Raw genomic sequence first — 22,426 nt, 5'->3', positions numbered from 1 at the left:
GCTCCTCACTGAAGTTCGTCACAAAAGCGGGCCGGGCGCGATTCTATTATTCGGAAGCCTTCGGGCGATTTGAACGTCAGTTGTCATTGGTTTTCCTCCTTGTTTTGGAGCTGATCGAGCAGGGGGCGACGGCGCTTTTCCATCCGCTGGCGCTGTCGTTTCCGCCGCTGATCGAGGTCGGCTTTGTCGTAGTGCTGTTCGATGGTCTCAACTGAGGCGTTCACCCGTGCAGCGACGTCTTCGGGCGGCCAACCACGGTTCAGCATCCAGGTAATCGCGCCCGTCCGGATCTGATGCGGTGACCGGCTCGATGGACACTGCGAGGCCTTGTGGTAGTCGACAAACGGGCAGGTGTCCCGCGACCGACTGTGGGGACACGGGTGATGCTCGCAGGGAATCGTGACCCGGTAACTCCAGGCCCGAAGCGTCTGAGGCGACGGCCTCCCTCGAGTCGTCGTGAGAAATGGCGATCTCTGGTGATCGTCGACCTTCTTGTGCCGGTGGACCCGAACGTAGGTTCGAAGCACGTCGGCGACGGTCTCGGAGATCCCGACAGGCCGCTCGCCCGCCCGTTTGTTCTTCAATGGAGTCCCACTCCCCGGCCGGTGTCGAAAGTTCACCGTCGGGTCGTCTTGCAGCTCGACGTCCTGGAGATCAAGCCCTCGGATGCCGCCCTGCCTGGCGCCGGTATGCCAGAGGAGCTCGAAAAACGCATGCCGTCGGGTTCCATACAGCGTCTCGTTGTTCCGGTAGTAATCCAACAGCGCGAGCGCCGCGTCCGCGTGTAGCTTGATGTCGCTGGATCGATCCTCGGGGTCGAGGTCCGGAATCCGAACCGAGTCGGCCAGCCCGTCTTCGACGGCGCCGATGTCCTCGAGGAACGAAACGAAGCCGTGTAGCGTCCACATCTCGCCCTCGAGTGTGACGGGCTTGATCTCGGCACTCCGATGTTCGTAGTATTCGTCGAGATCGTAGCGACGCAGCTCGCCAACCTCCTCGATCCCGACCTCGTCGAGCCACTCACGAAACAGCTTGAGCCGGTACTTCCAGCCCTGGATACTCCGGTCGGTCGAATCGGGCCGTCGACGACGAAGGTACCGCTCGATCGCGTCCTTCGGAGAGAGTTCCTTGGGTGAGGGTCGCTCGCGACTCACGCCTCGGTCACCTTGTCGTACAGGTGCAGCGCTCCGAGTTCTGCGGAGAGCTCTTTGGCGCAGTCCTCGCAGACGTGGATCTCCGGCCAGTCTTCGCCGTCGATCGTCACGCCGAGCCGGTGAAGGTTCTCCCCTGGATTCACAAGCGGCCGGAACCCACACCGCCAGCAGGTGGGCGGCCCGCTATTCATACTCCAGAACCCCCTCGTGACGACAGTCCGGGCAGATCCGCCGGGCATCGTAGGTTTTCCGGTCACAGAACCGGCAGTCGTAGGGTTCGGGTTCGGTCTGCGGACCGACCCGGTCGGGATCGTTCCCCAGACTCATGCCTCGCCCTCGCTGCGCCACTCCAGGACATCCTCGACGGTGAGGAACGGATCGGCCTCGATCTGCTCGATCTCCGACTGGGTGAGTTCGGCCTCACTCATCGAACGTCTCACCCCGTTCGAGGCTGGCGTACAGCTCGCGAAGCTCGGGAATAGAGAATTCGGGAAGTGATCGGGACTCGTCGAGTTCTGGGTGTTCGCTTCGAATCCGAATCACCACTTCCCGACGGTACCCGGAGGAATCGACACCGAGTCGATCGGCCATGGGTTTGACGACACTCGCATCCAGACGGGTGTAGTCGTACATTTCCAGTCCGAGATACTCCGTAATGCGTTGGCAGAGGTCCTCGACGGTGTCGTCGTAGGTGATCGCGAGCGGGTCAGTAGAGATACTCATCGCTCCACCTCTTCTCGCTGGATCGCGGGCATCTGCAGCGCCTCGCGGATGTGTTTCCGGACCGCGCTGCTCTCGGTCTTCTCAAGCGCGGCCTCGAGATGGTCCTCGCAATCCCAGTGACGGCCGAGGTCCTGGCCGCCGTCCGTCGCGACGGCTTGTTCCTCGTGCATGTGCGCGCAGTTTATACGCTCGCGCTGGCACTGCGGGCACCAAGTGGCCTCGTCGGGTGACTCCCACACGCTCATGCGAGATCACCTTTGGTGGCGACGTGATTCATCGGTGCCTCGAATCGAGTGACGGTACGGGGAAAAGTCGGCAATCGACCCTTCCGGAACTTCCGGACCGCGCTCTCGATATGGCTCAGTCGCTCGGCATTTCCGGCGAGCGTTCGTTTCGACCGGTTCCGGTCCGGCTTCCGAAGCGATACATCATCGGCATGCGGGATTTTTTCATCCCGTCGCGCGTATTCGCACATGGCTTTCGTGCTGGTTCCACGAAGGCCCACGCGGGCCCGCTGTTACAGCCAGCGGGGTCCGCACCTTCTCACAGTGATCATCGTCGCGACGACCAGCCGCGGGTGCCTTCGTTAACCAGCCTATTTTGAGCCCAATGACTTATAGTTTAGGCCATACAACCTAATTATGAGGTTAGATGACCTACAATTCTACCACACCAGTCGGAAATATTAATGAAGAGTTCGATATCCGAGGAAATGCGACCGAAGCCGAGGTGGATGACATTGAGTGATTCCGTCATCCTAGATTTCCTCTACGAGAAAGACCTCGAGCTTCCGCCAAAAGCTCTGTATAGAAACCTCAACCGACACGGGCAAGAAATTGGATATTCCACCGTCCAACTCAGACTAAACGAACTGCTTGAACACGATTTTGTTACAAGAGATGGCGACGGATACTATGAAATTACAAACAAAGGGAAAATGTGGGTGGAAGGGAAATTAAGTGAATCAGACTTCGGAGGCTGAACGTTACTATCAATAAGTACCCGGCGCCCTCAGGTAATGATGAGTCGGGCCTGACCACCCGACCCGTGGATGCCTTCACCCACCTTTTTTCAAAGAGTCGAAATCAAAAGCTCTGGCCAGCAAATCCTCAAATCTGTTTGAGAGCTACCCGGATACCGAAACTGAGGTTTGCGCAGATCCTACTTCTTCGCCATCGTTTAGCAGTGTTACTGTCATTGTGTACTCTCCGTTATCTACAGTTAGATCTCCATGAAAGTATTCGGTCTTTGATCCTCCTGGTGCTACTTCTGAAGCAAAAGATAATGACTCCTGTGTAGAATCTGAACCAATTTCCACTTCGATCGCATCGTACACCAAGACAACATCGCCACGATTCCGAACGTTAAAGTTCAGAGATAGAAGGTCTGAAGTTTCAGAGTCATAATTCCCAGTAAACGAAGAATCTATACTGGAAATAGATGTATCAAGGCCATCAAATGTTTTCGATCGGGTCTTTGAATCGTCCCCATCTACCCCGCTTACTTCAAAAGTAACGTCATAAGTACCCCCTGATGTGGCAGAATATAGTGTGTCATAACTATCGAAATCGAAAGACCGCGAATCCCCCGCTTTTACGACGGTATCATACCCACTAACTTCAGTGCCATCGACAAGAATACTAACTCTGACATCACCATCAACTTCACCGTTATTGGTGACTTCAGCTGTGGCACTATTCAGTTCTCCATTACCCCAACTGGTCAAAAATGATGAAATGGAAACGTTAGCGTCCTGTACTTTGTGTGAAATCGTTCGGCTAAGGTGTTGAGATTCCCCGTCCACAATCAAATCAAGATTGACGTCCCCCGCGTTTTCGGCATAGTAGATATTTCCTAGGCTTGTTATCTCCATCAGAGCAGACTCTCCTGCGCCAATTGAAGAGTTTCCACTGTATGCTAAGGTCTCGCCATTGTGCTCTATCGAGGCGTTTGCTATTGTCGACATATCTCCAATATTTTCAACTAATACCTCTGCACTGTCAAGGTCGCCACCTTCCCAGTTTGGGTTGACAGATTCAATTTCCAAATTTGGCCCTTCAAATGATTTCGTAAACGATGTTGATAGCGTTTTGTTGGTTGTTTCCAACTGAACTGAAACCGTTGCGTCGCCTGGCTCCTCAACGCGGACTGCCTCTTGGTACCCACTTGTTAGGGTGATTGTGTTACTGCTGTTTGCTTCGACCCATTCGTACATCGAGTCATCTTCAACTGTTTCACCAACCGATGAGTATGAAGCTGCAGAAACACGAGTAGGAAGATCTCCCGAGTTGGACACAGTGATTGAAATTTCCTTCAATGTAGACCCTGTCCATTTCGGGTCTACGCTTTCAATTTGCGGCGATGGTCCATCATAATCGAGATTTTTCTCCACCTGAGTTTCCCCACCTTGTTGCAGGACTAGGGTGTACGATCCTGATTGAGGTTCACCTATTGCAAGGGCAGATCTGTTTTCCTCAGGGGATAGCTCTCGTTTGTCCACAATCTGGTTTTCTGGATTTTCTAATAGTGCAGTCGCGTAATCGTCAGTAGTATACTCGAATTCTAAATACGGTATCCCATCAGATGTGACTCCTGTCTCGGATTCCGTAATAGTAGGACCCCCAAGCCCTAATGTCGAACATCCTGATAACATTACGAGCACCGTGAGGGAGATGACTATTATCGATCGGCGATCCATAAGAGATGGTTACACTCAACCATCCAATAAATTATTGATAAAGAATCGAGAATTCGTTGTTACTTCTGCTCAAACCGAAACTCGTGCGGATCGTACTCCAGCGACCACTTTCGCGTCTCGACCTGCTCGGCGATCTCCCGGGCGACCTTCGGCGGAATCTCCTCGTGGGCCAGTGCGTCCTCCAGCTCGTCCAGGAGCGACCCGACTGCATCCGCACTCAGTAGCACTGCTCTCGTCTTGTTCACGTCGAGCCGCTCCGCAGCGGCGTCGATCACGTCCTCGCGATGGCTGTAATCGCCGTCAGTACGTATTCTCATAGTTTATTGTTGGTTTTATCGAGTTCTTTAAACGATAAGGCTTCGACCAAATCAAATATGAGCGATCCTGCAAAGGTGCTCGTCGGAATGGGCGCAACCGCAATCATGCTGTTCGTTGGAATATACGCCGCTTCAGCAATTCTGAGTGCTGGTCCAAATATCGGACCGGGCGATCCAATGTACTCAACACTATTCTCATTCATTGATTCTTGGTCCTTGGCACTGAAACTAGCAGCTCCAACCGGGTTCCTCGTTGTAATATCAGCGCTCTATTTCTGGGAATGATTCCCAGCATCGTTCACACGACCTCCTGAGAGTGGCAAAACTCGACTGACTGAACACCACTCCCGTATATAAAGTTCATATACCCCCGAGAACGCACCCGCATCCGGGTGGGTCCCGATCGCGACCGCGACCGCCCGCTCGTACACACGGCCGATCGAGTGCTCGTGTGCATATCGGCGATCTCGATTCTCGTCGAGAAAAACCGGGCCCGGTCACGTCGAGATCGGCTTCTCCGGTGACAGAGTGCGCGGGCCCGATCGTCTGTCATTGGGCACCCCCAGCAAGCCGCTTCTCTATCACGTAACTGAAGACGATCGCGACGATCGCGATAACTCCGGCCGATGGAGACGCATGCGACGGCCAGACGAGGAATCCTAGCGCCGCCAGACCCATTCCAACTCCGAACCCCTGGAGGTAGCCAGCGAACGTTTCCCACGACTCGCCAACGGAGATCCTGCGATCAGTTCCGCGGGCAAGTTGTTCGTCAATCATCCCGAATTCCCTCCAATTCGTCGCTGATGAACTCGTAAGCCTCCTCACGGTTCTCGATCCTGTCGAGACGGTCTTTGAGCGCCTCCGCGAGTTCGTTCAGCGTCTTCGCCGCGCCGTTCTTCGCTTGAAGTATCTCGACGGGCATTCCGCCGTAATAGAAGGCGTCAGCCTTCGAGCGGGGCGTTCCCCGTAGGTCCACACCCGACAATCCAACCCACTCCTCACAGGTGAAACAGTACGTATCGGACACCTGGGCGGTGCGTTCCATCTGGATACCGCCGCCATCGCCAAGGTCCTCCTTCTCGCTAAATTGTGAGTCCGTGTGTCGAATCAAGTGCCCATCGTGTTCGTCGAGTAGCGCGTCTTTCTCCTTCTCTGACGGCTCTTTCTCCCGCAGTTTTTCACGGAACGCTTGGCTTGCCTTTTCCTCAACGCCGCCGTGAACAACTCCCGCATCGTCTCCTTCGTCAGACGACACGCTTCTCACCTCCGTCCTTGTAGATCGCCCAGATCGAGAATCCGTGGCAGGCGGTTCCATCATCGATGTGGTTTGCGAACTCGTTTTCGAGGCGATCGTACTCTTCCATCGAGCCGCCAGCGGTCTCCTCACGGCCACAGCTCTCGCACTTTGCTCGGTGGCGAGTCACGACCTCGCTGTCAGAGACGGTAGGGGAGTTTTGCGTCACGCCTGTTCACCCCGCTGGCCCTTGTAGACCCATTTTTTGAGCGACTCAGGGAACCAATCAGGGAGATTTTCGATGTTCTTCATTTCGATGTCAATCAGATCGCCGTCAACGAACGAAGCTACCTGAAGCGTTTCAGAAGTTAACCCGTCAGGGTCCGACGACTTGGGTTTCAAAACCACGTAACCGTGGCCCTGATCCTTGATCTCCTTCGGCCAACTATCCGCGAAATCAGTTGCGGAGATGGAGCTGCCGAACGAAGCCACGTTCAACCACAATCCGTCGGAAAAATTCCCCATCTCAATGGTGAACGTCCCCTTATCAGATTCCCACTTTGAAAGGGCGCAATCGACCTCTGCGTAAGGGTTTAAGGCCGCTTCGTAGGCGGCGAATAGTTGTTCAACTCCTCCGTCAACTTCCTCACTCATCGCCAGTCACCTGCAGATCAATCACGACGCGGCCGTCGTCGTAGACGGTCACGAAGACCTGCTGAGTAGTGTCAACCTCACCGTCCTCGAGGAGACCCAGATCTCGCATGGCCTCGCGAGGCATGGAGATCCCGGGATCGCCCCGGCTAAAGTCTCGCAGCGAGCGATGCCCGGCAGCCAACATCCGGCCCGATTTTTCGAGGGCTTGTGGCATATATCAACATTCTAGAACTGCCTATATATTGATAGCAACAAGCTGGTAACAAGCTGAAAACAATCTGTTTTTCCGCGTTTAAACCTCCTGTAAGTGGCTTTTGAGTACGTGAGCGGCACTGCTGAAATCTTGGACTGCCGGCCGCGGAGTCGCAGCCGCTCCCAAACACGCATGAAAACAAACCCCTGGGACACTGGCCGTCGGAGGGATTGCTTGTGACCGACCGCGACGACCTTCCAGACCTCGAGGGCATCGTCGCGACTGAGGAATTTCGGCGATACGTTCGCGATCTCCGGCAGACCTGGGTACCGTCAGATAACACCGCCGTCTCTCAGGCGAAAACTGAGAACTCAACGACTCAGAATATGTCTACGAACCCCGACAGCAACAGCACAGAGATCGACCAGCAGATGATGACCCGGCGCGGCGTCATGAAAGCCGGCGCAGCTGCCACGGCGACAGCGGTCGCGATCGGCGCGGGAGCCGGCTCGGTCGGTGCCGTTTCCGGCCTCGACGTCGACGGCGACTACGTGCAGGCGCCGTTCATCAAGGCGGCGGTAACAGTCGCCAATCACGAATCGGACTTCGCTCCGCTGGACTTCACCGACGACTCCGGCGAGCGCGACTCGCTCTCGAACTACGGCGCGGAGATCGCACCCCGCGACGAGGAAGACACGCCGCACAACCCGATCACCCTCATGGCGTCGGCTTTCGACGCTGAGGACTACCAGGCGTTCCCTCGCGAGGAGACGTTCGAGAACGCAGACGGCGACGAAGAAGCCGTCACGGCCCTCGATGCAACTCACTGGACCGTCGACGAGGCCAACACCGCCGGCTCGATGACTGTCGAAGACGACACCAGCCCGGCAGACGGCCCGGCACTCCACGTCTCGACATCGAGCCAGGGATCGGGCGATACCGCCGTGGCGACCTTCGACAGCTCCTACGTCGACATCACGAGCGGCGAGGATCGCAAGCTGTTCCAGCTGGTCTTCGACGCGAATATAGTCGAGTCGGGCGTGGTCGTCACGTTCCGATTCATCGACGAGGACGGCGACGTTCGCGAGGCCATCATCGATCCGGCCGGTGACACGGCCAACGACGGCACGATCGCGACGACCACGGTCGAGAGCGGGGTCTACCAGATCCGGCTCGGCGACCTTCCCCAGACGAATAACGGCGATGGGACGTACAACAACCTCTCGGAAGTCGAGATCGAGGTCGCCGAGGCCAACGCAGACCTGTCGATCTACGGCTTCAACCTCGAGCGCGAGAGCGAGTGGGTTTTCGGAACTGAGGAGTTCACCAACGCAGACGACGAACTCGACACCCAGGAGATCACGGAGCCGACTGGCTCCTTCTCGATCACCGGCCTGGACACGATCAACGAGCCCCTCGCATCCGCGGCCATCGCCGACGTCGAGTACGACATCGAGCTGGTCGCGAGCAAACTCCCGGACGATCATGTCGAGTACGAGTGGTCAGAAGCGGAGCGCTACGACCACCCGTATCGGCTCCAGATGGTCTACAACTTCGAGGAGCTAACGGCCTACGACCTGGACTGGACGCTCGAAGGCCTCTACGATGAAGTGCTGTTCCCCGCGTCGCGGTTTGTCGAGGCCGGACTCGCGACCGGACAGAGTGACATGGTCGAACTCGCCGAGATCGACGACGACGAGGTTTCCCTGACGGACCGGACTTCGGCCTACGGCGATGCTTCGCTCGACGAGGAGATCGAACTCTCCACGGCCATCCAGCCGGGGGATTTCGATGCGATTTACATGGACATCCTATACACCGAGGATGAGCGTTCCAGCGCGGAAGACGAGGCGGCGGCAGGCCCGATCGAGGGTGAGTCGAGCGGCCCGCTGGACTACCTGTTCAGCCTGCCCGGCATGGCGATCTCGGCGATCGTGGGCTACCTGGGCCTGTCGAGCCTGGGATTCATCGGCGGGTCGAGGTGATCGTCGATGGCCGCTGAAGACTGGATCGAGCGGGCTCAGGGCCTCAACCCTGCCGAAGCGACGAGCCAGGGTATTTCAGCCCTGATCCTGGCGATTTTCGGGATCGCAATCACGATCTCGGAGGCCTTCTCGGACGGCCTCGCCAGGGTGCTGGGAGTCATGGCCGACTTCCGGGACTTCGTCGCGGCCTTCTTCCAGAGCCCGATCACGATCCTTAACGAGACGGCAGATTTCACGGCATTCTCGCTCACACAGGGAGACTGGGCGTTCTTCGGACCAGGAACCTGGGCCGTGGGCGTGGCCTCGATCGTGTTCGGATTCTATGTGTGGACCGTCCTGGACCCCGACATTCCGATCATCGACAACCTGCTCCCGTGGAGGTAGCCACCATGATCGCCCCGCTCAAGGAGGTGATCGCCCGTGGTGGATAGCGCCGAGTACGTCGACGGGGATTCCATCAAGTGGGCAGCTCTCGCCGGGACGCTGGTTTCGAGTTACGTCCTGGTAGCGCTCGATGGCCTGACGAACTTCCTGTTCGAGCTCCTCACGGTTCCAGCGACGCTCCTCGAGAGTGCGTTGACCTGGTTGGGGGAAACCCTCGGCCTGGGCTTTACTGTTCCAGCTGGAACCATCGAGCAAGCTTGGGCAGTCGTCGCCGACCAGTTCCCGATAGCGGGGCCGTTTGACTGGATTCTCGGTGTCGTCGTGCTCGCGGTGTTCTTCATCGCGGTGAACTGGATGGTCGATCGCGTAAGGGAGGGACTCTGATGGCCGAAGATACTGAAACCACATGGGGCGCGATCAGTGGGGTTCCCGGATGGATCAGCGACCCGCCCCAGATCCTCACTGACCCGCGAGCGTTCCTCGCGACGGTCGTCGTCGGCTGGATCTTCGACCTCTGGAGCCAGGTGCTCGGCTACATCGAGTCGCTCTGGACGACGCTCGCGAACATCCCCCAGGTGGCGATCATCGAGCCGGTACTGACGGCCTTCGGGATGCCCGGAGACGCACTGCAAGAACTGTGGCGCGATATCGGGCAGATGGCCGTTGAGGTAGCAGAACCAGCCGGCGTCTTCGCCCCGATCGTGTTGGTGGGGGTCTGGCTAATTCCGGCACTAATCGCGATCACGCTGCTGTACATGATCTGGGGCTTCCTCGAGACGTACCTCCCGGTCGACAGCATCCCATTCGTGAGGAAACTATGAACGACTGGAAAGACGGGCTGCTCGGCGGGGGCGCCTTGGGCGTGCTGGCAGACGTGACGCTGAACGGCGCCGACCTGATCTTCGGAAGCTTCGACCTGGTGATGGGCTCGGTCGATCTCCTATACCCCGCGATGGCTGTACTGGCACGAATCGCCCCGGACGTGGGATGGCTCGACCAGGCTCTCGTGACTGATCTCCTGGTCGTGATCGCGATCCTGTACCTCGTCCATCTCATCAACCGACTCCGACAACGACTGAAAAATGACAGAGCATAACACGACACGACCGTATCGAGCCCGGTCCTCGAGGCCGGGAATCACAGACGGGGGTGAGTCATGGACCGTCGCGTAACGCTCTCGGCCGCCGTCTTCCTGGCGGTGACCGTAATCGGCTGGCAAACCCTCGGCCTGGGCCTGATGGTCCTAATCCCAGCAGCAGCGATCCTCTCGGTCCTGGCCTTGCTCGGCGACTCCGCAGCTCGCAGTGATTCCGTTTCCGCAACGGGATACGCCGGATCGACCGCAAGCATCATCCAGGCCTTCGCGTTGGTCCTGGCGGTCTGGGCGATCTGGGAGTACGTCGAGGACCCGATCACAGTCGCAAAGGCCAACTGGTGGCTCGCCGTCCTGATCGTCGTCGGGCTGTTTGCCTACTGGTATCTCCAGCACCGCCGACAAGTCGCATCCGCTTCGACGGCTATCAACCGCACCCAGCGAACGGCCAAGCGCTCGATTTCCAGCTGGACAGAACTCATCGTTGGGATTGGCGTCCTCGTCCTGACAGGTGGCTTCGCCGTTGCCTCCGGTATGATGGACGCGCTCGCGCCCTACGCGGGCGAGTTGGGCTACCTGTTCACGGTCTTCATCGGCTACGTACAGCTCGGTGGAGATGCCGGTGGCACAGTCGCCTCGATTATTCCCAGCCTGGAGCCGATGCAGTGGGTCGGGGTGACCCTGTTCATCGCGGCCATGGCCTACTACATTCGCTATCAATCATGAAGGCACGAACGTTCATCGCAGCGCTGTTCGCGGTCCTGCTGCTCGGCTCGATGCTGGCGGCCCCAGCCGTCGCCCAGGGCGACGACGAACACGACTACACGCTGACGGAGTTGAAGCAGGGAGGAACGCAACTCTCGAACAGCCCGGACTCGGTGAGATCCGCAGATGGCCGACAGTACTGGGCCGTCCACTGGCCGGCTGACGCCCTGCTCGCAAACCCGGGTGACCCGGAAGACGACGACTGGAAGTTCCTGTCGCCGGGTGATACCGTCGAGCGGAACGCGATCTACCTCCGGACCATCCTCCAGGACGAAGCCAGCGAGGAAATGACGGTCAAAGTCGCCTACTGGCGAGAGGGTGAGCGGAAGGTTCAGCAGGGCAACGAAACGGTGACAGAGGCCTATGTCAAGGACCTCGTCGTCGACACGCACGAAGTCAGCTTCAAGCGAGGGTGGGCGATGCAGGAGATCTCCCTCCGGAAGTCCCAGAAACCCCGCCAGGTGACGGTCTGGGCGGAAGGCCACGAAGACGACCTGCGATGGACGTTCACGCATGAATCAGTCGCGACCAGTCAGGCAGCCGGGATTCAAACAGAGGGCGATTACCTGACCCGAGCGAGCTTCGAGTTCGTCCTCCCGATCATCGTCGGTGTGTTCCTCGTTGGCGGCCTGGTGGCCGGAGCGCTACGGCGGGCGGGAAAAGGACCGGGCTGGGGCTACGTGAAATGGGCTTTCACGCTGGCGATCGGCTCGGCACTGATCCTGGCGACGCAGTTCTCCAGCGTGACGGAAATCCTGGTGAACGCCCCGCGCATCCTGGCGGCGCTGGTCGTCGCGATCGTCGGAATCGTGATGCTCGAAACCTACACGACGAACGTCTCTCATACGGCGTTCTTCCGACCAGTCCTCGACAAAGCCACCTCACCCAGTGGTGAGGAAGCCGTCGACATCATCGACCTCGAGGAACGCGAGGAGAAGACCGTCAAGATGCCCGATGGCTCTACAGCAGTCGTTCGTGATGGGCTGATCCCCTTCCTGGCACGAATCTTCGGCGGGGCTGCTCGCCTCGAACGCTCCGAGGAACTCAAGACCCGGATGGAGCTGACGGACTCGCCGATCGACGAGATGGTCTGGGTGCATCCGGACGCCGAGGAGATCTTGGACTATCAGCCGGAAGGCTGGGGCCTGGAACTCCCCGAACCGGAGACTCGAGGCGACTGGCTCACGGTACTCGTGGGTGGCGCCGTCCTCCTGGCTATCGCCCAGATGGCGTCGGCCACCTTCGGGGGTGGAATCGGGATGCTGGCGTTCCTCGGTGCCGTAACAGTCGCGACTGTCCGCCCGCAGGATGGGCACGCCCGGGTCGAGCCCGCACCCGCACACCTACGCTCCGCCTGGGCGTCGATGCTGTACCTCAGCGTCGAGGCCGAAGACGCAGACACGATCGAGGACGCTCGCGACACGATCGTCTCGCTCCAGGCCCGCTCGGAGAAAGATGTCCAAGAGGCGCTCCAGGAGCAGGACTCCACCCTGATCGAGGAGATGTTCTCCGAGGATGTCGACCGCAGCGGCGACCTGATCGACCCACTCCCCGAACGGGAAACGGACGAAACGGAGGACGATACCGATGAGTAAGACCGACGTGCAACAGTCCCGACGCCCGTCGCTCCGGAAACTCCGGATCGACGTGCAGGAGATGCGCACCGAGCTCGAAGCGGGCTTTGACTCACCTCGCGAGGCGTTGGCCTGGTTCCAGCGCCTGACAGTCCGAACCCGTGGCGAGATCCCCCAGCGTCGGTATCAACAGATCGCCGAGGAGTTCCCACCGACGCCAGGCCACGATCGAGGGCCGTTCCTCGAGGCGCTGCTCGCCGATCATGCCGCGCCCGACACGGCCTACGATAGCCAGGAAGTGCGGCGGTACTTCTGGGCGTGGTCGGTGCTCCCGGCGTTCCACCGGGCACTCAGACAGCTCCGAAAGGATGCTGGCAGCTACGTCGGCGAGACAAAAGAGGCCCAAGACGTGAGCCGGATGCGGTATATCGCGATGCGCCCGGCGATCGACGAGATCGATCGCGACCAGGAAGGAGTCCTCGAGGCGTTCCTCGATGGCTTCGACGAACCGGCGGACGTTCTCAACTGGGGCGAACGCCTTCAGTTGGCGACCCACGGCGAGCCCGTCCAGCCGGATCTCCCTGGTGGATTCGCGACTCGGCTCTACACCGAGGGCGTGGCGGCAGACGTGCTCCCGGAGACCTCGAACACCGCGATGCTCACTCGATCAGACGACACTCACACGCGGGCTCGAGAGTGGCTGGCTGCGAAACTCCTCCTCCCCGCGTTCAATCGTGGGGTGCGTGACCTGGCTGGCCGGGCTGGCGAGGAAGCCGATACAGCTGGCGATGAGATCGGCGATGCCCCCTCGTGGGAGGTGGGACGATGAGCGTGATCGGCACGCAAGCGGATAGCCAAGACGAGATCCGCCAGCAGCTCGAGCGAGTCACCGAGCCACACGAGACTTCGGCCCAAGCGATCGGCGATCCGGAAGCCCAGAACCACAACGACGGGCAGCACATCCGGAAACGGTACAGCTACCCGCCGTTCCACAAGTGGCTCGCGAAGGCCGACCGACATGGCGCCAGCGTGGCCCGATTCCCGCAGGCGTTCGTCGACCCGCTGCTCTACACCACGGATCGCGACCGCACGCTTCTCCGACAACTTGCCGGCGAAGTCGACTACGACTTCCGGGACCCACACCCGTCTCACGAGGCGCTCGAACGCTACCACCCCGAACGGGCAAAGGTGTTCGAGTGGTTGGCTGACGACCCCTCACGAGCCCAGGCGATTCGGGCAGTGAAGGGGACGGACTTCCTGATGCACGGCGAACCGGGCGGCGGGAAGAGCTCGCTCGCGCTCTCGCTCGCAGCCTGGCGGATGGAGGTCAACAACGAGACGGTGATCTGGGCGGAGACAGTCGACGAGTCCGGGACGAACGAGCGGACTGAATGGCTGCCCTTCGCGCCATTTGCGACGCTGGCAATCCCTGCAGGCCTGGACACTCGTGTCCGGATCGTCCCGGAGGATGTCTCGATTCAGCCCTTCGAGGTGGATATCGAGACGATCGCCCGTGATGTGATTCGCTACGAGTCCATCCAGGACCTCACCGACCAGCTGATACCTGGTCAGTTCTACGTGGTGTTCCCCGACCCGCTTCATCGCGGTGCCGAGGAAGTCTCGCACTTCAACTACTGGAACTACCGCCAGGTAACTCCGAAAGGCGAGGACGGCCCGGATGAGCCGACTGACGCCGACCAGTGGTGGTTCGCGTTCATCGCCCACCGGATCAGCGGCGACACGTTCCCCCACCCGACATTCATCAATCTCGACGAGGCGGGCAACATCCTGGACGCTGACGCCTCGAAGGACGTTCACCAGCACTACCAGAAGATTCGCTGGTTCCGGGACAAGTACGCCGACGCCCGAAAGAAGGGCGTGACCTTCGCCTATCAGGCCCACGCCCTCTCAGAGATTCACAAATTCGCTCGGCAAAAAATTCGCTGGCGAGTGACGATGCCCGGGAACTCCCCGCCACTCGGCCGGAAACTCCCGGGTGATCGCCGTTGTCCGCTCGAGGCCGACATCACCTCCCGGCGGAAGATCGAGGACGGCGCCGAGATCTGGAAGGCGCCAAACTTCGCGACGGTGACTTGGATGGATTTAAAGGGAAAAATCGAGCTGGATGCAGAGGTTTCGATCGACTTTCTCGACTGGCAGCGGGCTCTCGGGGGGTCGAAATGAACTCCACGAACAAATCGATCATGAAAACAAAAGAAAAAAGAAAAAACTTCGACCACGATCGGCCGCATCGACCCTGGGGTTCAGAGCCGGAAAACCGCCGGTCGAGCTCCGGAAACTCTCGACCCTCACACGCGCGCGTATCTCGACTCACACAGGCGGGGGTGCCCCCGTGTGCGTGGGAGCGCTCGCGGGCACGGGGTGATTCCGATGTCTGATGTGCCAGCCAATCAGCCGAGCGGTCCTGGCGATGCCATCGGAACGGCACTCGCGAACGCGCCAGAGGCGGCGAAGCAGGGCCTCGAGCGAGCTCGAAATATGGTTCAGGAGATGGTACAGGCGATGATCCAGAACACAAACCAGGCCATGGACGGCGCGGGCGACTTCGTCCGAGAGATGGCCGGCCAGGCGACCGGAACGATCGTTCCTGAAGTCATCGGCCATCTGCCGGAGGTGTGGCTATGAAAGCCCGAGCGATTTTCCTCTCGGCGCTGCTGGTCCTCTCAGTCGTCGCGGGCTCGGTCGCGCTCGCCGGTGGCGCAGCGGCGGCCCCGAGTGGTTTCGTGACCGTCGACGACTCGCAGGTTTACTCGGACCTCCCCGAACAGACTCCGATGGGCCAGTCAGCCCAAGACATCGCCGACGCGGGTGTGATGTCCTCGGCGCATCCTGACTCCCTCGAGGTTGTCGTGACCTCGCCTGGGAGAGCCAAAAACAAGATCGACGGCGGGGAGATTCATGGCTCCGGCCCGATCTCGATCGTCATCACCGACGACGAGCACAGCGAAGGCCGATCGGTCGCCCTCCCTGCCGCAGAGATCGAGGACGCGCTGGGATACCAGCCGGAAATGGCCCGCGGCACTCATGAGGACGGGTCGCCGTGGAACTCGGAGATCGAGCGGGAAGATGGCTGGCTGATCGTCGAGATCCCGCACTTCTCGACAAATACGGTCAGCTTTGCGGGATCTGTCGAAATAGGTGATACGTTCACCGATGGCAGCTCGGTCAATTACGACATTTCAGACCTCGATGCAGCCTCCGATCCAGTGGTCAACTTGACGGGCAAGGAGAACACCGAAAATGAATCTTATTCGTGGCAGTCAACTGGGACAAAATCCATCTCCGTCGGTGGTACGAATGTTCAAAACGCGGTTGTAAACGCCTCCGCGCCGGCATTATCGAATACAGACACAGGGCAGGATACCTCCTACTCCGTATCCACGGGCGATATTGACGGTGACGGGACGGCCGAGATCGTCTACCAGGATACAAGTAGCAATCTCGATTACTACGATGTCGACACCGGGACGAATACGGACACAGGGCAGGGTGCCTCCTCCGTATCCACGGGCGATATTGACGGTGACGGGACGGCCGAGATCGTCTACCAGGATACAAGTAACAATCTCGATTACTACGATGTCGACACCGGGACGAATACGGACACGGGGGAGGATGCCTACTCCGTATCCACGGGCGATATTGACGGTGACGGGACGGCCGAGATCGTCTACCAGGATACAAGTAGCAATCTCCATTACTACGATGTCGACACCGGGACGAATACGGACACAGGGCAGGGTGCCTCCTCCGTATCCACGGGCGATATTGACGGTGACGGGACGGCCGAGATCGTCTACCCGGATACAAGTGACAATCTCGATTACTACGATGTCGACACCGGGACGAATACAGACACAGGGCAAAATACCTACTCCGTATCCACGGGCGATATTGACGGTGACGGGACGGCCGAGATCGTCTACCCGGATACAAGTGACAATCTCGATTACTACGATGTCGACACCGGGACGAATACGGACACGGGGGGAGATGCCTACTCCGCATCCACGGGCGATATTGACGGTGACGGGACGGCCGAGATCGTCTACCGAGATACAAGTAGCAATCTCGATTACTACGATGTCGACACCGGGACGAATACGGACACGGGACAGGATGCCCACGCCGTATCCACGGGCGATATTGACGGTGACGGGATGGCCGAGATCGTCTACCAGGATACAAGTGACAATCTCGATTACTACGATGTTGGCGGCCCGGCAAAAGTAGAGTTTGACGTGGACGACGACGGGACGGTTGATACAACGCTTGACGTACCTGGCGGCGGTACTGACTCGGCAACGCTCTCAGGCCTCACAACGTCAACCGACACCCTCGGGATTGCGGCAAATGCCTCTATCACGAATGCTGCGCTGTCCTTTACCGAAGTCACCCAGACGCAAGACCCCGGTGTTGAACTTAACGGCGCGGAGTGGGCCAATCACACCGGTACGTTGGCCGATGGCGAGACCGTCCAGACCACCCTCAGTAAAGAGACACTTCAATCTGGCACAAACACGATCAACGTCTCGACGCCGGAGCTCTCGGCCGACGCCCCACCGATGCAGGTCGAGGTTGACTACAGCCACGACGCCCAAGACGACCAGGATGTCGACTACTCCGCGGAGAAGTTCAGCGAGCGGTACTCCGTCAGCAAAACCTACTCGAGTGATCGCCAGAACCCGACACTGACGATCCCATTCGCCGACACGGCGATCTCGATCCGAGACGCCGAGTATAGTAAAAACGGCGGCGACTGGCAGGCGGCGGATAACTGGGTCGTCGAGAACACGACTGGCGAGATCTCGCTGCCGGACATGCAGGCCAACGACACGGTCGACGTTCGGGTTAACGCGACGAAAGTGGCCGTCGATAACGGGGCGATCGAGGTCTTGGAGCCCACGCCGGTAGCGGATGATCTGAACTCGAAGATCGAGATCACCGAGCACCGACCCGAGTTCGAGATGTTGGTCTCGGGCGCCGACGACGATCGTGTGATCTACGCCGAAGAGAAGTCCTGGTCTGAGGCGAACGACTCCTCGCTGATCGATGCCTCTGGCTCACAAACGGTGAGATTCCCGGAGGCAGGCGTTGGATCGACAGCCACACTCCGACAGGCTCCGCTCTGGGCCGAACCGGAAAACGACGTCGCGATTTCGGTTGACTCCGGAAGCGAGCCCCGCTTCGAGATTGGCCCCGGTGAATCTGAGGGCGACATGGTGACTCTCGAATACGCTGATACAGTCTCCGGCGAGACCTACGAGCTGCGTCGAGTCGACGGCGACTACGATCGGCAAATCGACACGGACACGGCCGAGAGTCCGGTCTATCTCGAAACGATCGACCAAGCAGCCACCTACATCATCGGCATCGCCGAAAGTACGAGCGTTCAGCAGCCAGTCGGCCCGGTCGAGACTGAGCAGTCCGGGACTGATCCCGTAATGATCCTGCTCGCGGTCGTGGCGGCACTCGGTGGGCTGCTCCTGGTCGTCAGAAGTGTCGGCGGTTCGCGAATCAGCCGTGGCCGGTCTTCCAGCCTCTCGATCCCGTTCATCGACCGCTCACTGTCGCTCCCGTCGCTGCCGACCCTCCAGTCGACGAACTCCCGAACCGGAGACTCGACCTCGAGGACGATCGTGATCGGCGGGCTGGTCATCATCGCGCTCGTTGCGATGGAGTTTGCGACGCCAGAGCCTCTCCTCCAAGTCGCGACCTCCGCGGTAAGTTCCGGAGCGGCACCCTTCGGAGAGCTGCTCACGATCATCGCAGGCGTGGGCGCACTCCTGGGGATCTGGTATCTCGACCAGCGCACTTCGGAATCGATTCCGACCTGGCTGATGGGCGTGGCGGCAGTCGTGACGGTCACGTACCTGCTCGAAACCCTACAGCCGGGTGTGCTGCTGGGTCCGATCTCGGAGGGCTTCGAGACGGTCTCGCCACTGTTCTGGATCGTCTTGATCGGCGGCGGGGCCTACCTCATCTACGGCTGGATTCAGACGCGCCGCTCGCCTGATACTCGCGTGACGCTTCAACTCAGCGGGAAAGACAAATAGCCATGTTCTTCGACTTCCTCGAATCGTTCGGCGTCGAGCTCGGAACGTGGGCCATGCTGTTCGTGATCGCATGGTATCTCTTCCGGGGCGCTCGAGCCGGTCGACGAGCCACGTCGGTCCTCGGACGGGTAGTGACCTACACGGTGCTGATCCTCGTGAGCTTCGGCGCTGCGGCAGCGCTTGGATACGCCGATCTTCACCTCTCGACATTCGTGGGTGACGTTGGCGCTGTCGTGAAGTGGGGCCTCGACGAGGGACTGGTGATGGTCGAGCAACTCATCCAGAGCCTGTTCTGACTGCCCGGGCGGTTCGGGCACGCTCGGACATACGTATCTACACGCACACACCCACACCCAGGGCCGGGTGCGCACGACCCCGGCCGGGGCCGGGCGCACACACGAGCGCCCGCTGCCGGGCTCACACGCCCGAATGCGCGCTCGCCCAGCGGCGCATAATGCGCTGCCGGGCGCCCGTACATATTTAGACTATCCTTCAAATCGGTACCAAAGACTTAAGTAAACGGGGTGCATTGGGTGAGATAAGAAGCGCTCGCCGGTTAAAATCCGGCCGGCCGTTGCAGCGGCCGACCAGGCGCTTCTTGAACCCCAAGAAGCATGATACCCAACGAACCCACGACCGAAAAATCTTCGCCGGCCGATCGCCCGGCGCCCGGGTGGTCATAATGGGACTCGAAGCATACGAGTCCTATTGGTCCAGCCAGGGCTACAGTGCTGAAAAACGGCGTCGGCGGATGGCAAAAATCCGGCAAAAGGCCGGTATTGATTCCGGCTGGGGTAGCGCGAGCGATCCGATCGGTGCTCAAACCCCGATGGTCCAGGACTCCATGCTTCAACAGCTCGCCCGGCGGGCGAGCGGGGAAAACGGCCGGATCGACGACTGGCAAAGTCTCATTGATCCGACCGTTTCCTATGGTGCAAACCTTCGGAAAATCCTGCAGAAGGGCGGGAAGGAACTTGAAAGCACCATAAAAGAAGACCGCAAAAACTGGATCGAGTCGGGCGAAGCCGACAAGTTGCGAGGGGATATCGCCGACGAATTCGGCGAGTCCTTCGTTTCGGCCGCGATCGCCGAAGCGAAAGCGCTGGAAACGCCGGCCGAAGATATCCGGGCGCCCGAACCCGTCGAAACGCCGACCGAACCGGAAACTCCCTCGATCCAGGCCGAACCCGAACCGGAACCCGTCGAAACGCCGGCCGAACCGGAAACTCCCTCGATCCAGGCCGAACCCGAACCGGAACCCATCGAAGCTACGGCCGAAGCCGAAACGCCGGCAAAACCGGATTACTCGGGCGTTTTCGGAACTTTTCGACTTCTTGGCGAATTTCTCAAAGCCTCGTTTAGGGCGGGTATGGAAGACTCCGGGAAATTCTCGAAAAACGCACAGACTGGCGAAAAATCCCAGAAAACGCTTAGCACCTACTGAAACCCATGAAAGACTTCGTCGACAACCGACCCAAGCAAGAATCGCTAATTAAAGACCCAAACGTCGCAAATCGGCCGGAACCGGAAACCCAGCTCGATCGCGGCGGAAGTGACGAGCTCGTCGACGATCGGCAAGAAATCCAGGAGTCCCCGGATACCAGCGAACAGGCGGCACTCACGGTGGAAACCGTCGACGATGGAAACCAGATGGATCTATCCGGTGAAACGGCCGGGGAAGCGCCGGGGTGGGACAAATGAGTATCAACAGCGAACGCCAGCAAGACCGACTCGAAGCGTTCCAGGAACTAACGACCGGCGAGGAAATCCACCTTCGCGGCCGGGGCACTCCCGACGACTGGGAGAATGTCGTTCAGGTCGTCGACGAAAACGAAAGCCGGACTGTAATCGCCCGCGGTGACGGCATGCAGACCACCCAGGTTTACAATACGCTGGTGGAATTCGCCGAACAAATCGGGATCGCGGAGGGGGTCGCGTGATGTTTGAAGAACCCCCCAAAGGCTACAGCTGGCACGTCGAGGAGGAGAACGAGTTTATCCACAAAGCTTGCGGCGAGATCGTCCCGGCCGACCAGGTTCACGTGCACGTCTTCAACTGCCCAGCATGAGCTCCCAGCAAACGAGTTTCGACCGATTCGCCGAATCGCCCGAGGAAACCAGCGAAACCGACGCCGAACCGGACGAACCGGAGCCCGAACCCGAGGACTCCCGCCCCTTCGACGGCGAGGAGCGCGGCCGGATCAAACACCACGCGAAGCACGATAACCTCCCCTCACTGCTCCGATCGGCCGGGCTCCCGGATATGCTCGCGAGAGACTTAATCGAGAAATATCAGTGGGAGACCGCTGCGGATGTCTTCGACTCGATCGCACGGCCAACCTCGCTCGCTGGGGTCGGCTCAGCCCGTGCCGAGAAACTCCGGTCTGCCCGGACTCTGATCGGCGAAGCGCTCCAAGACAACCAGAACGACGAACCCGAAGACTGGGGGCCAACGATGAACGAACCGCTCCCCGAACCGGAGCTCGGGGCGCTCTTTGAATCCGGCGGCGAGCTCGTCGATCGCCGGGAGATCCCCGACTCGGGGCTTTCGCTGTCGGATATTACGGACTGGTCCAGTCACAAACGCGAGCAAGACCGCGAGGACCGGATCGAGGAATGGGCCGAAAAGGCAGCCGCGGCCGATCCGCGAGGCGTCGAAAACACCCACCCGGATGCGGGGGCCGAGGAGCAAGCCGTCGCGACGGACGGCGGCGAAACCATCGAGACGGCGAAAGAGCCCGGCGAATACGAGGCCGGCGATACTGTGCTCGTGATCGAGGACGTCGCGATCGGTCGCATGACGGCGCCGAATATCCTGGAAGCCGAAGTGTCCAGCTCCGGCAAGTCCGTCATGATCCCGGAAGACTCCGATAGCATCCACGGCCGGCGCCGGCTGGATGCGGAGACGATCTTTAGCGGTGAGTCCGAATACCGCGACTCGACGGGGTACGAGATTTACACCCCGGGCCGATACAGAAGCACCCAATCCTCGAACTACGCGCCAGGTCCGCAGTCCGGCGCGAACGAGAAAAGCGATATCGGCGATCTGCCCGAGCCGACCCACTGGCCGGACGCCGACGAGCCCGACGACGCGCCGGCTGTCTGCCCCGCATGCGGCGAGCCCGGCCGATGGTACGATGTCGGGAAGCCACGGTGTGAGCGCTGCGGCGAGACGGTCGACCCCGACGCGGAAGCAGAAGAGAACGACGAGATTCCCGACAAGTGGGACCTGTCGCGACTCGATACCGGCGACACGCTGATAATCGAGGGTCGCTCCGGTGAGTTCGTCGTGACGCGAGTCCACTACTTCCGTGGGACTCACACGGTTAACCGCCTCGAGGTAGCAAAACGCGAGGGCGGAACCTGGCGGAGTTACAGGATCGAGAAACTGACCTCGACCGAGGGGCCGCGGCTAAAGATAGAGCGCGAAGGGACCGAGCGGAGCATCATGGTCAACGTCAACGATTCGGATCACGCCCGGGACTTCGAGAAGACCGGCCACGATGAAGAGAAGCGCCGGCGATACATCCGCGACACTCGCGACCTCTAACCCCGGTCGGCGCACCAGGGTTCGAC

The 22,426-nt window shown here is 59.7% G+C and carries 30 protein-coding genes; 19 read left to right on the top strand and 11 right to left on the bottom strand.

Translation table 11 applies throughout. The features are described from left to right. Positions 1-83: 83 nt before the first annotated feature. The 5 genes from RH831_RS08955 to RH831_RS08935 form a co-directional block, all read right to left on the bottom strand. Positions 84-1,154 (bottom strand): site-specific integrase, encoded by a 1,071-nt coding sequence (locus tag RH831_RS08955; RefSeq protein ID WP_310553851.1) that lies wholly within the window; start codon positions 1,152-1,154, stop codon positions 84-86. Then, the gene (locus RH831_RS08950; RefSeq protein ID WP_310553850.1) at positions 1,151-1,345 is read right to left on the bottom strand and encodes a hypothetical protein; all 195 of its coding nucleotides are present in this window, start codon (positions 1,343-1,345) and stop codon (positions 1,151-1,153) included. The genes RH831_RS08955 and RH831_RS08950 overlap by 4 nt, the downstream gene beginning before the upstream one ends. Further along, positions 1,338-1,481, bottom strand: a complete 144-nt coding sequence (locus tag RH831_RS08945) for a hypothetical protein (protein WP_310553849.1) — start codon at positions 1,479-1,481, stop codon at positions 1,338-1,340. Before RH831_RS08945 ends, RH831_RS08950 begins: the two co-directional genes overlap by 8 nt. A gap of 93 nt (positions 1,482-1,574) precedes the next feature. Then, complete coding sequence (locus RH831_RS08940) at positions 1,575-1,877, bottom strand: hypothetical protein (RefSeq protein WP_310553848.1); 303 nt, start codon at positions 1,875-1,877, stop codon at positions 1,575-1,577. After that, positions 1,874-2,047: a hypothetical protein gene (locus tag RH831_RS08935; RefSeq protein WP_310553847.1), complete on the bottom strand. Its 174-nt coding sequence runs from the start codon at positions 2,045-2,047 to the stop codon at positions 1,874-1,876. Before RH831_RS08935 ends, RH831_RS08940 begins: the two co-directional genes overlap by 4 nt. Positions 2,048-2,610: 563 nt before the next feature. Here RH831_RS08935 and RH831_RS08930 point away from each other — a divergent pair. Further along, complete coding sequence (locus RH831_RS08930; RefSeq protein WP_396275441.1) at positions 2,611-2,859, top strand: winged-helix domain-containing protein; 249 nt, start codon at positions 2,611-2,613, stop codon at positions 2,857-2,859. Positions 2,860-3,003: 144 nt separating this feature from the next. Here RH831_RS08930 and RH831_RS08925 read toward each other — a convergent pair whose 3' ends face one another. Together RH831_RS08925 and RH831_RS08920 are read right to left on the bottom strand one after the other, a co-directional pair. Then, on the bottom strand, positions 3,004-4,575 hold the full coding sequence (locus RH831_RS08925) for a hypothetical protein (protein WP_310553845.1): 1,572 nt from the start codon (positions 4,573-4,575) through the stop codon (positions 3,004-3,006). Positions 4,576-4,634: 59 nt separating this feature from the next. After that, positions 4,635-4,892 (bottom strand): hypothetical protein, encoded by a 258-nt coding sequence (locus RH831_RS08920; protein ID WP_310553844.1) that lies wholly within the window; start codon positions 4,890-4,892, stop codon positions 4,635-4,637. 57 nt (positions 4,893-4,949) lie between these two features. Between RH831_RS08920 and RH831_RS08915 the strand changes: the two genes are divergently transcribed. After that, positions 4,950-5,177, top strand: coding sequence for a hypothetical protein (locus RH831_RS08915; protein WP_310553843.1), 228 nt, complete (start codon positions 4,950-4,952; stop codon positions 5,175-5,177). A gap of 264 nt (positions 5,178-5,441) precedes the next feature. Here the strand turns inward: RH831_RS08915 and RH831_RS08910 are convergent, their stop codons facing one another. From RH831_RS08910 to RH831_RS08895, 4 genes are all read right to left on the bottom strand, one after another. Then, a complete protein-coding gene (locus RH831_RS08910) occupies positions 5,442-5,669 on the bottom strand; it encodes a hypothetical protein (protein ID WP_310553842.1) in 228 nt (75 codons plus the stop codon). Further along, a complete protein-coding gene (locus RH831_RS08905; RefSeq protein ID WP_310553841.1) occupies positions 5,662-6,147 on the bottom strand; it encodes a hypothetical protein in 486 nt (161 codons plus the stop codon). The genes RH831_RS08910 and RH831_RS08905 overlap by 8 nt, the downstream gene beginning before the upstream one ends. 204 nt (positions 6,148-6,351) lie before the next feature. Continuing rightward, on the bottom strand, positions 6,352-6,780 hold the full coding sequence (locus RH831_RS08900; protein ID WP_310553840.1) for a hypothetical protein: 429 nt from the start codon (positions 6,778-6,780) through the stop codon (positions 6,352-6,354). Then, positions 6,773-6,994 carry a hypothetical protein gene (locus RH831_RS08895; protein WP_310553839.1) on the bottom strand — a complete coding sequence of 74 codons (222 nt, stop codon included), beginning with the start codon at positions 6,992-6,994 and terminating at the stop codon, positions 6,773-6,775. The genes RH831_RS08900 and RH831_RS08895 overlap by 8 nt, the downstream gene beginning before the upstream one ends. A 365-nt stretch (positions 6,995-7,359) precedes the next feature. On the opposite strand from RH831_RS08895, the gene RH831_RS08890 reads away from it, so the two are divergent. The 17 genes from RH831_RS08890 (at position 7,360) to RH831_RS08810 (ending at position 22,400) form a co-directional block, all read left to right on the top strand. Further along, positions 7,360-8,958, top strand: a complete 1,599-nt coding sequence (locus RH831_RS08890) for a hypothetical protein (RefSeq protein WP_310553838.1) — start codon at positions 7,360-7,362, stop codon at positions 8,956-8,958. Positions 8,959-8,964: 6 nt separating this feature from the next. Further along, positions 8,965-9,342: a hypothetical protein gene (locus tag RH831_RS08885; RefSeq protein WP_071932985.1), complete on the top strand. Its 378-nt coding sequence runs from the start codon at positions 8,965-8,967 to the stop codon at positions 9,340-9,342. Between the two features lie 36 nt (positions 9,343-9,378). After that, entirely contained in the window at positions 9,379-9,726 is a 348-nt protein-coding gene (locus RH831_RS08880; RefSeq protein WP_071932986.1) for a hypothetical protein, read from the top strand. Next, positions 9,726-10,163 carry a hypothetical protein gene (locus RH831_RS08875; RefSeq protein ID WP_071932987.1) on the top strand — a complete coding sequence of 146 codons (438 nt, stop codon included), beginning with the start codon at positions 9,726-9,728 and terminating at the stop codon, positions 10,161-10,163. Before RH831_RS08880 ends, RH831_RS08875 begins: the two co-directional genes overlap by 1 nt. Next, complete coding sequence (locus RH831_RS08870) at positions 10,160-10,438, top strand: hypothetical protein (protein ID WP_071932988.1); 279 nt, start codon at positions 10,160-10,162, stop codon at positions 10,436-10,438. Before RH831_RS08875 ends, RH831_RS08870 begins: the two co-directional genes overlap by 4 nt. Positions 10,439-10,498: 60 nt before the next feature. Further along, complete coding sequence (locus tag RH831_RS08865) at positions 10,499-11,161, top strand: hypothetical protein (protein ID WP_310553837.1); 663 nt, start codon at positions 10,499-10,501, stop codon at positions 11,159-11,161. Continuing rightward, the gene (locus RH831_RS08860; protein WP_310553836.1) at positions 11,158-12,795 is read left to right on the top strand and encodes a hypothetical protein; all 1,638 of its coding nucleotides are present in this window, start codon (positions 11,158-11,160) and stop codon (positions 12,793-12,795) included. The genes RH831_RS08865 and RH831_RS08860 overlap by 4 nt, the downstream gene beginning before the upstream one ends. Continuing rightward, complete coding sequence (locus RH831_RS08855; RefSeq protein ID WP_310553835.1) at positions 12,788-13,603, top strand: hypothetical protein; 816 nt, start codon at positions 12,788-12,790, stop codon at positions 13,601-13,603. Before RH831_RS08860 ends, RH831_RS08855 begins: the two co-directional genes overlap by 8 nt. Further along, positions 13,600-14,958, top strand: coding sequence for a hypothetical protein (locus RH831_RS08850; protein WP_310553834.1), 1,359 nt, complete (start codon positions 13,600-13,602; stop codon positions 14,956-14,958). Before RH831_RS08855 ends, RH831_RS08850 begins: the two co-directional genes overlap by 4 nt. 207 nt (positions 14,959-15,165) lie before the next feature. Next, positions 15,166-15,420 (top strand): hypothetical protein, encoded by a 255-nt coding sequence (locus RH831_RS08845; RefSeq protein WP_310553833.1) that lies wholly within the window; start codon positions 15,166-15,168, stop codon positions 15,418-15,420. Beyond that, a complete protein-coding gene (locus RH831_RS08840; protein WP_310553832.1) occupies positions 15,417-18,851 on the top strand; it encodes a surface glycoprotein in 3,435 nt (1,144 codons plus the stop codon). Before RH831_RS08845 ends, RH831_RS08840 begins: the two co-directional genes overlap by 4 nt. A 2-nt stretch (positions 18,852-18,853) precedes the next feature. Beyond that, the gene (locus RH831_RS08835) at positions 18,854-19,147 is read left to right on the top strand and encodes a hypothetical protein (protein ID WP_310553831.1); all 294 of its coding nucleotides are present in this window, start codon (positions 18,854-18,856) and stop codon (positions 19,145-19,147) included. Positions 19,148-19,533: 386 nt separating this feature from the next. Continuing rightward, positions 19,534-20,295: a hypothetical protein gene (locus RH831_RS08830; RefSeq protein WP_310553830.1), complete on the top strand. Its 762-nt coding sequence runs from the start codon at positions 19,534-19,536 to the stop codon at positions 20,293-20,295. 5 nt (positions 20,296-20,300) lie between these two features. Further along, entirely contained in the window at positions 20,301-20,552 is a 252-nt protein-coding gene (locus RH831_RS08825) for a hypothetical protein (RefSeq protein ID WP_310553829.1), read from the top strand. Further along, a complete protein-coding gene (locus RH831_RS08820) occupies positions 20,549-20,791 on the top strand; it encodes a hypothetical protein (protein ID WP_310553828.1) in 243 nt (80 codons plus the stop codon). The genes RH831_RS08825 and RH831_RS08820 overlap by 4 nt, the downstream gene beginning before the upstream one ends. After that, positions 20,791-20,919, top strand: coding sequence for a hypothetical protein (locus RH831_RS08815; RefSeq protein ID WP_310553827.1), 129 nt, complete (start codon positions 20,791-20,793; stop codon positions 20,917-20,919). Before RH831_RS08820 ends, RH831_RS08815 begins: the two co-directional genes overlap by 1 nt. After that, positions 20,916-22,400 carry a hypothetical protein gene (locus tag RH831_RS08810; protein WP_310553826.1) on the top strand — a complete coding sequence of 495 codons (1,485 nt, stop codon included), beginning with the start codon at positions 20,916-20,918 and terminating at the stop codon, positions 22,398-22,400. Before RH831_RS08815 ends, RH831_RS08810 begins: the two co-directional genes overlap by 4 nt. Positions 22,401-22,426: the final 26 nt, after the last annotated feature.

It is taken from the genome of Halodesulfurarchaeum sp. HSR-GB (assembly GCF_031432215.1).
GTDB lineage: Archaea > Halobacteriota > Halobacteria > Halobacteriales > Halobacteriaceae > Halodesulfurarchaeum.
Note: the sequence above shows the minus strand (reverse complement) of the source record. Positions and strands in the feature narration are given on the sequence as shown.

What these genes read in the sequence shown, in the direction of transcription:
- RH831_RS08950 (WP_310553850.1), bottom strand. Translation starts at nt 1,345, where the DNA reads ATGAATAGCGGGCCGCCCACCTGCTGGCGGTGTGGGTTCCGGCCGCTT.
- RH831_RS08945 (WP_310553849.1), bottom strand. Translation starts at nt 1,481, where the DNA reads ATGAGTCTGGGGAACGATCCCGACCGGGTCGGTCCGCAGACCGAACCC.
- RH831_RS08940 (WP_310553848.1), bottom strand. Translation starts at nt 1,877, where the DNA reads ATGAGTATCTCTACTGACCCGCTCGCGATCACCTACGACGACACCGTC.
- RH831_RS08935 (WP_310553847.1), bottom strand. Translation starts at nt 2,047, where the DNA reads ATGCACGAGGAACAAGCCGTCGCGACGGACGGCGGCCAGGACCTCGGC.
- RH831_RS08930 (WP_396275441.1), top strand. Translation starts at nt 2,611, where the DNA reads ATGACATTGAGTGATTCCGTCATCCTAGATTTCCTCTACGAGAAAGAC.
- RH831_RS08925 (WP_310553845.1), bottom strand. Translation starts at nt 4,575, where the DNA reads ATGGATCGCCGATCGATAATAGTCATCTCCCTCACGGTGCTCGTAATG.
- RH831_RS08920 (WP_310553844.1), bottom strand. Translation starts at nt 4,892, where the DNA reads ATGAGAATACGTACTGACGGCGATTACAGCCATCGCGAGGACGTGATC.
- RH831_RS08915 (WP_310553843.1), top strand. Translation starts at nt 4,950, where the DNA reads ATGAGCGATCCTGCAAAGGTGCTCGTCGGAATGGGCGCAACCGCAATC.
- RH831_RS08910 (WP_310553842.1), bottom strand. Translation starts at nt 5,669, where the DNA reads ATGATTGACGAACAACTTGCCCGCGGAACTGATCGCAGGATCTCCGTT.
- RH831_RS08900 (WP_310553840.1), bottom strand. Translation starts at nt 6,780, where the DNA reads ATGAGTGAGGAAGTTGACGGAGGAGTTGAACAACTATTCGCCGCCTAC.
- RH831_RS08895 (WP_310553839.1), bottom strand. Translation starts at nt 6,994, where the DNA reads ATGCCACAAGCCCTCGAAAAATCGGGCCGGATGTTGGCTGCCGGGCAT.
- RH831_RS08890 (WP_310553838.1), top strand. Translation starts at nt 7,360, where the DNA reads ATGTCTACGAACCCCGACAGCAACAGCACAGAGATCGACCAGCAGATG.
- RH831_RS08885 (WP_071932985.1), top strand. Translation starts at nt 8,965, where the DNA reads ATGGCCGCTGAAGACTGGATCGAGCGGGCTCAGGGCCTCAACCCTGCC.
- RH831_RS08875 (WP_071932987.1), top strand. Translation starts at nt 9,726, where the DNA reads ATGGCCGAAGATACTGAAACCACATGGGGCGCGATCAGTGGGGTTCCC.
- RH831_RS08870 (WP_071932988.1), top strand. Translation starts at nt 10,160, where the DNA reads ATGAACGACTGGAAAGACGGGCTGCTCGGCGGGGGCGCCTTGGGCGTG.
- RH831_RS08865 (WP_310553837.1), top strand. Translation starts at nt 10,499, where the DNA reads ATGGACCGTCGCGTAACGCTCTCGGCCGCCGTCTTCCTGGCGGTGACC.
- RH831_RS08860 (WP_310553836.1), top strand. Translation starts at nt 11,158, where the DNA reads ATGAAGGCACGAACGTTCATCGCAGCGCTGTTCGCGGTCCTGCTGCTC.
- RH831_RS08855 (WP_310553835.1), top strand. Translation starts at nt 12,788, where the DNA reads ATGAGTAAGACCGACGTGCAACAGTCCCGACGCCCGTCGCTCCGGAAA.
- RH831_RS08850 (WP_310553834.1), top strand. Translation starts at nt 13,600, where the DNA reads ATGAGCGTGATCGGCACGCAAGCGGATAGCCAAGACGAGATCCGCCAG.
- RH831_RS08845 (WP_310553833.1), top strand. Translation starts at nt 15,166, where the DNA reads ATGTCTGATGTGCCAGCCAATCAGCCGAGCGGTCCTGGCGATGCCATC.
- RH831_RS08840 (WP_310553832.1), top strand. Translation starts at nt 15,417, where the DNA reads ATGAAAGCCCGAGCGATTTTCCTCTCGGCGCTGCTGGTCCTCTCAGTC.
- RH831_RS08835 (WP_310553831.1), top strand. Translation starts at nt 18,854, where the DNA reads ATGTTCTTCGACTTCCTCGAATCGTTCGGCGTCGAGCTCGGAACGTGG.
- RH831_RS08830 (WP_310553830.1), top strand. Translation starts at nt 19,534, where the DNA reads ATGGGACTCGAAGCATACGAGTCCTATTGGTCCAGCCAGGGCTACAGT.
- RH831_RS08825 (WP_310553829.1), top strand. Translation starts at nt 20,301, where the DNA reads ATGAAAGACTTCGTCGACAACCGACCCAAGCAAGAATCGCTAATTAAA.
- RH831_RS08820 (WP_310553828.1), top strand. Translation starts at nt 20,549, where the DNA reads ATGAGTATCAACAGCGAACGCCAGCAAGACCGACTCGAAGCGTTCCAG.
- RH831_RS08815 (WP_310553827.1), top strand. Translation starts at nt 20,791, where the DNA reads ATGTTTGAAGAACCCCCCAAAGGCTACAGCTGGCACGTCGAGGAGGAG.
- RH831_RS08810 (WP_310553826.1), top strand. Translation starts at nt 20,916, where the DNA reads ATGAGCTCCCAGCAAACGAGTTTCGACCGATTCGCCGAATCGCCCGAG.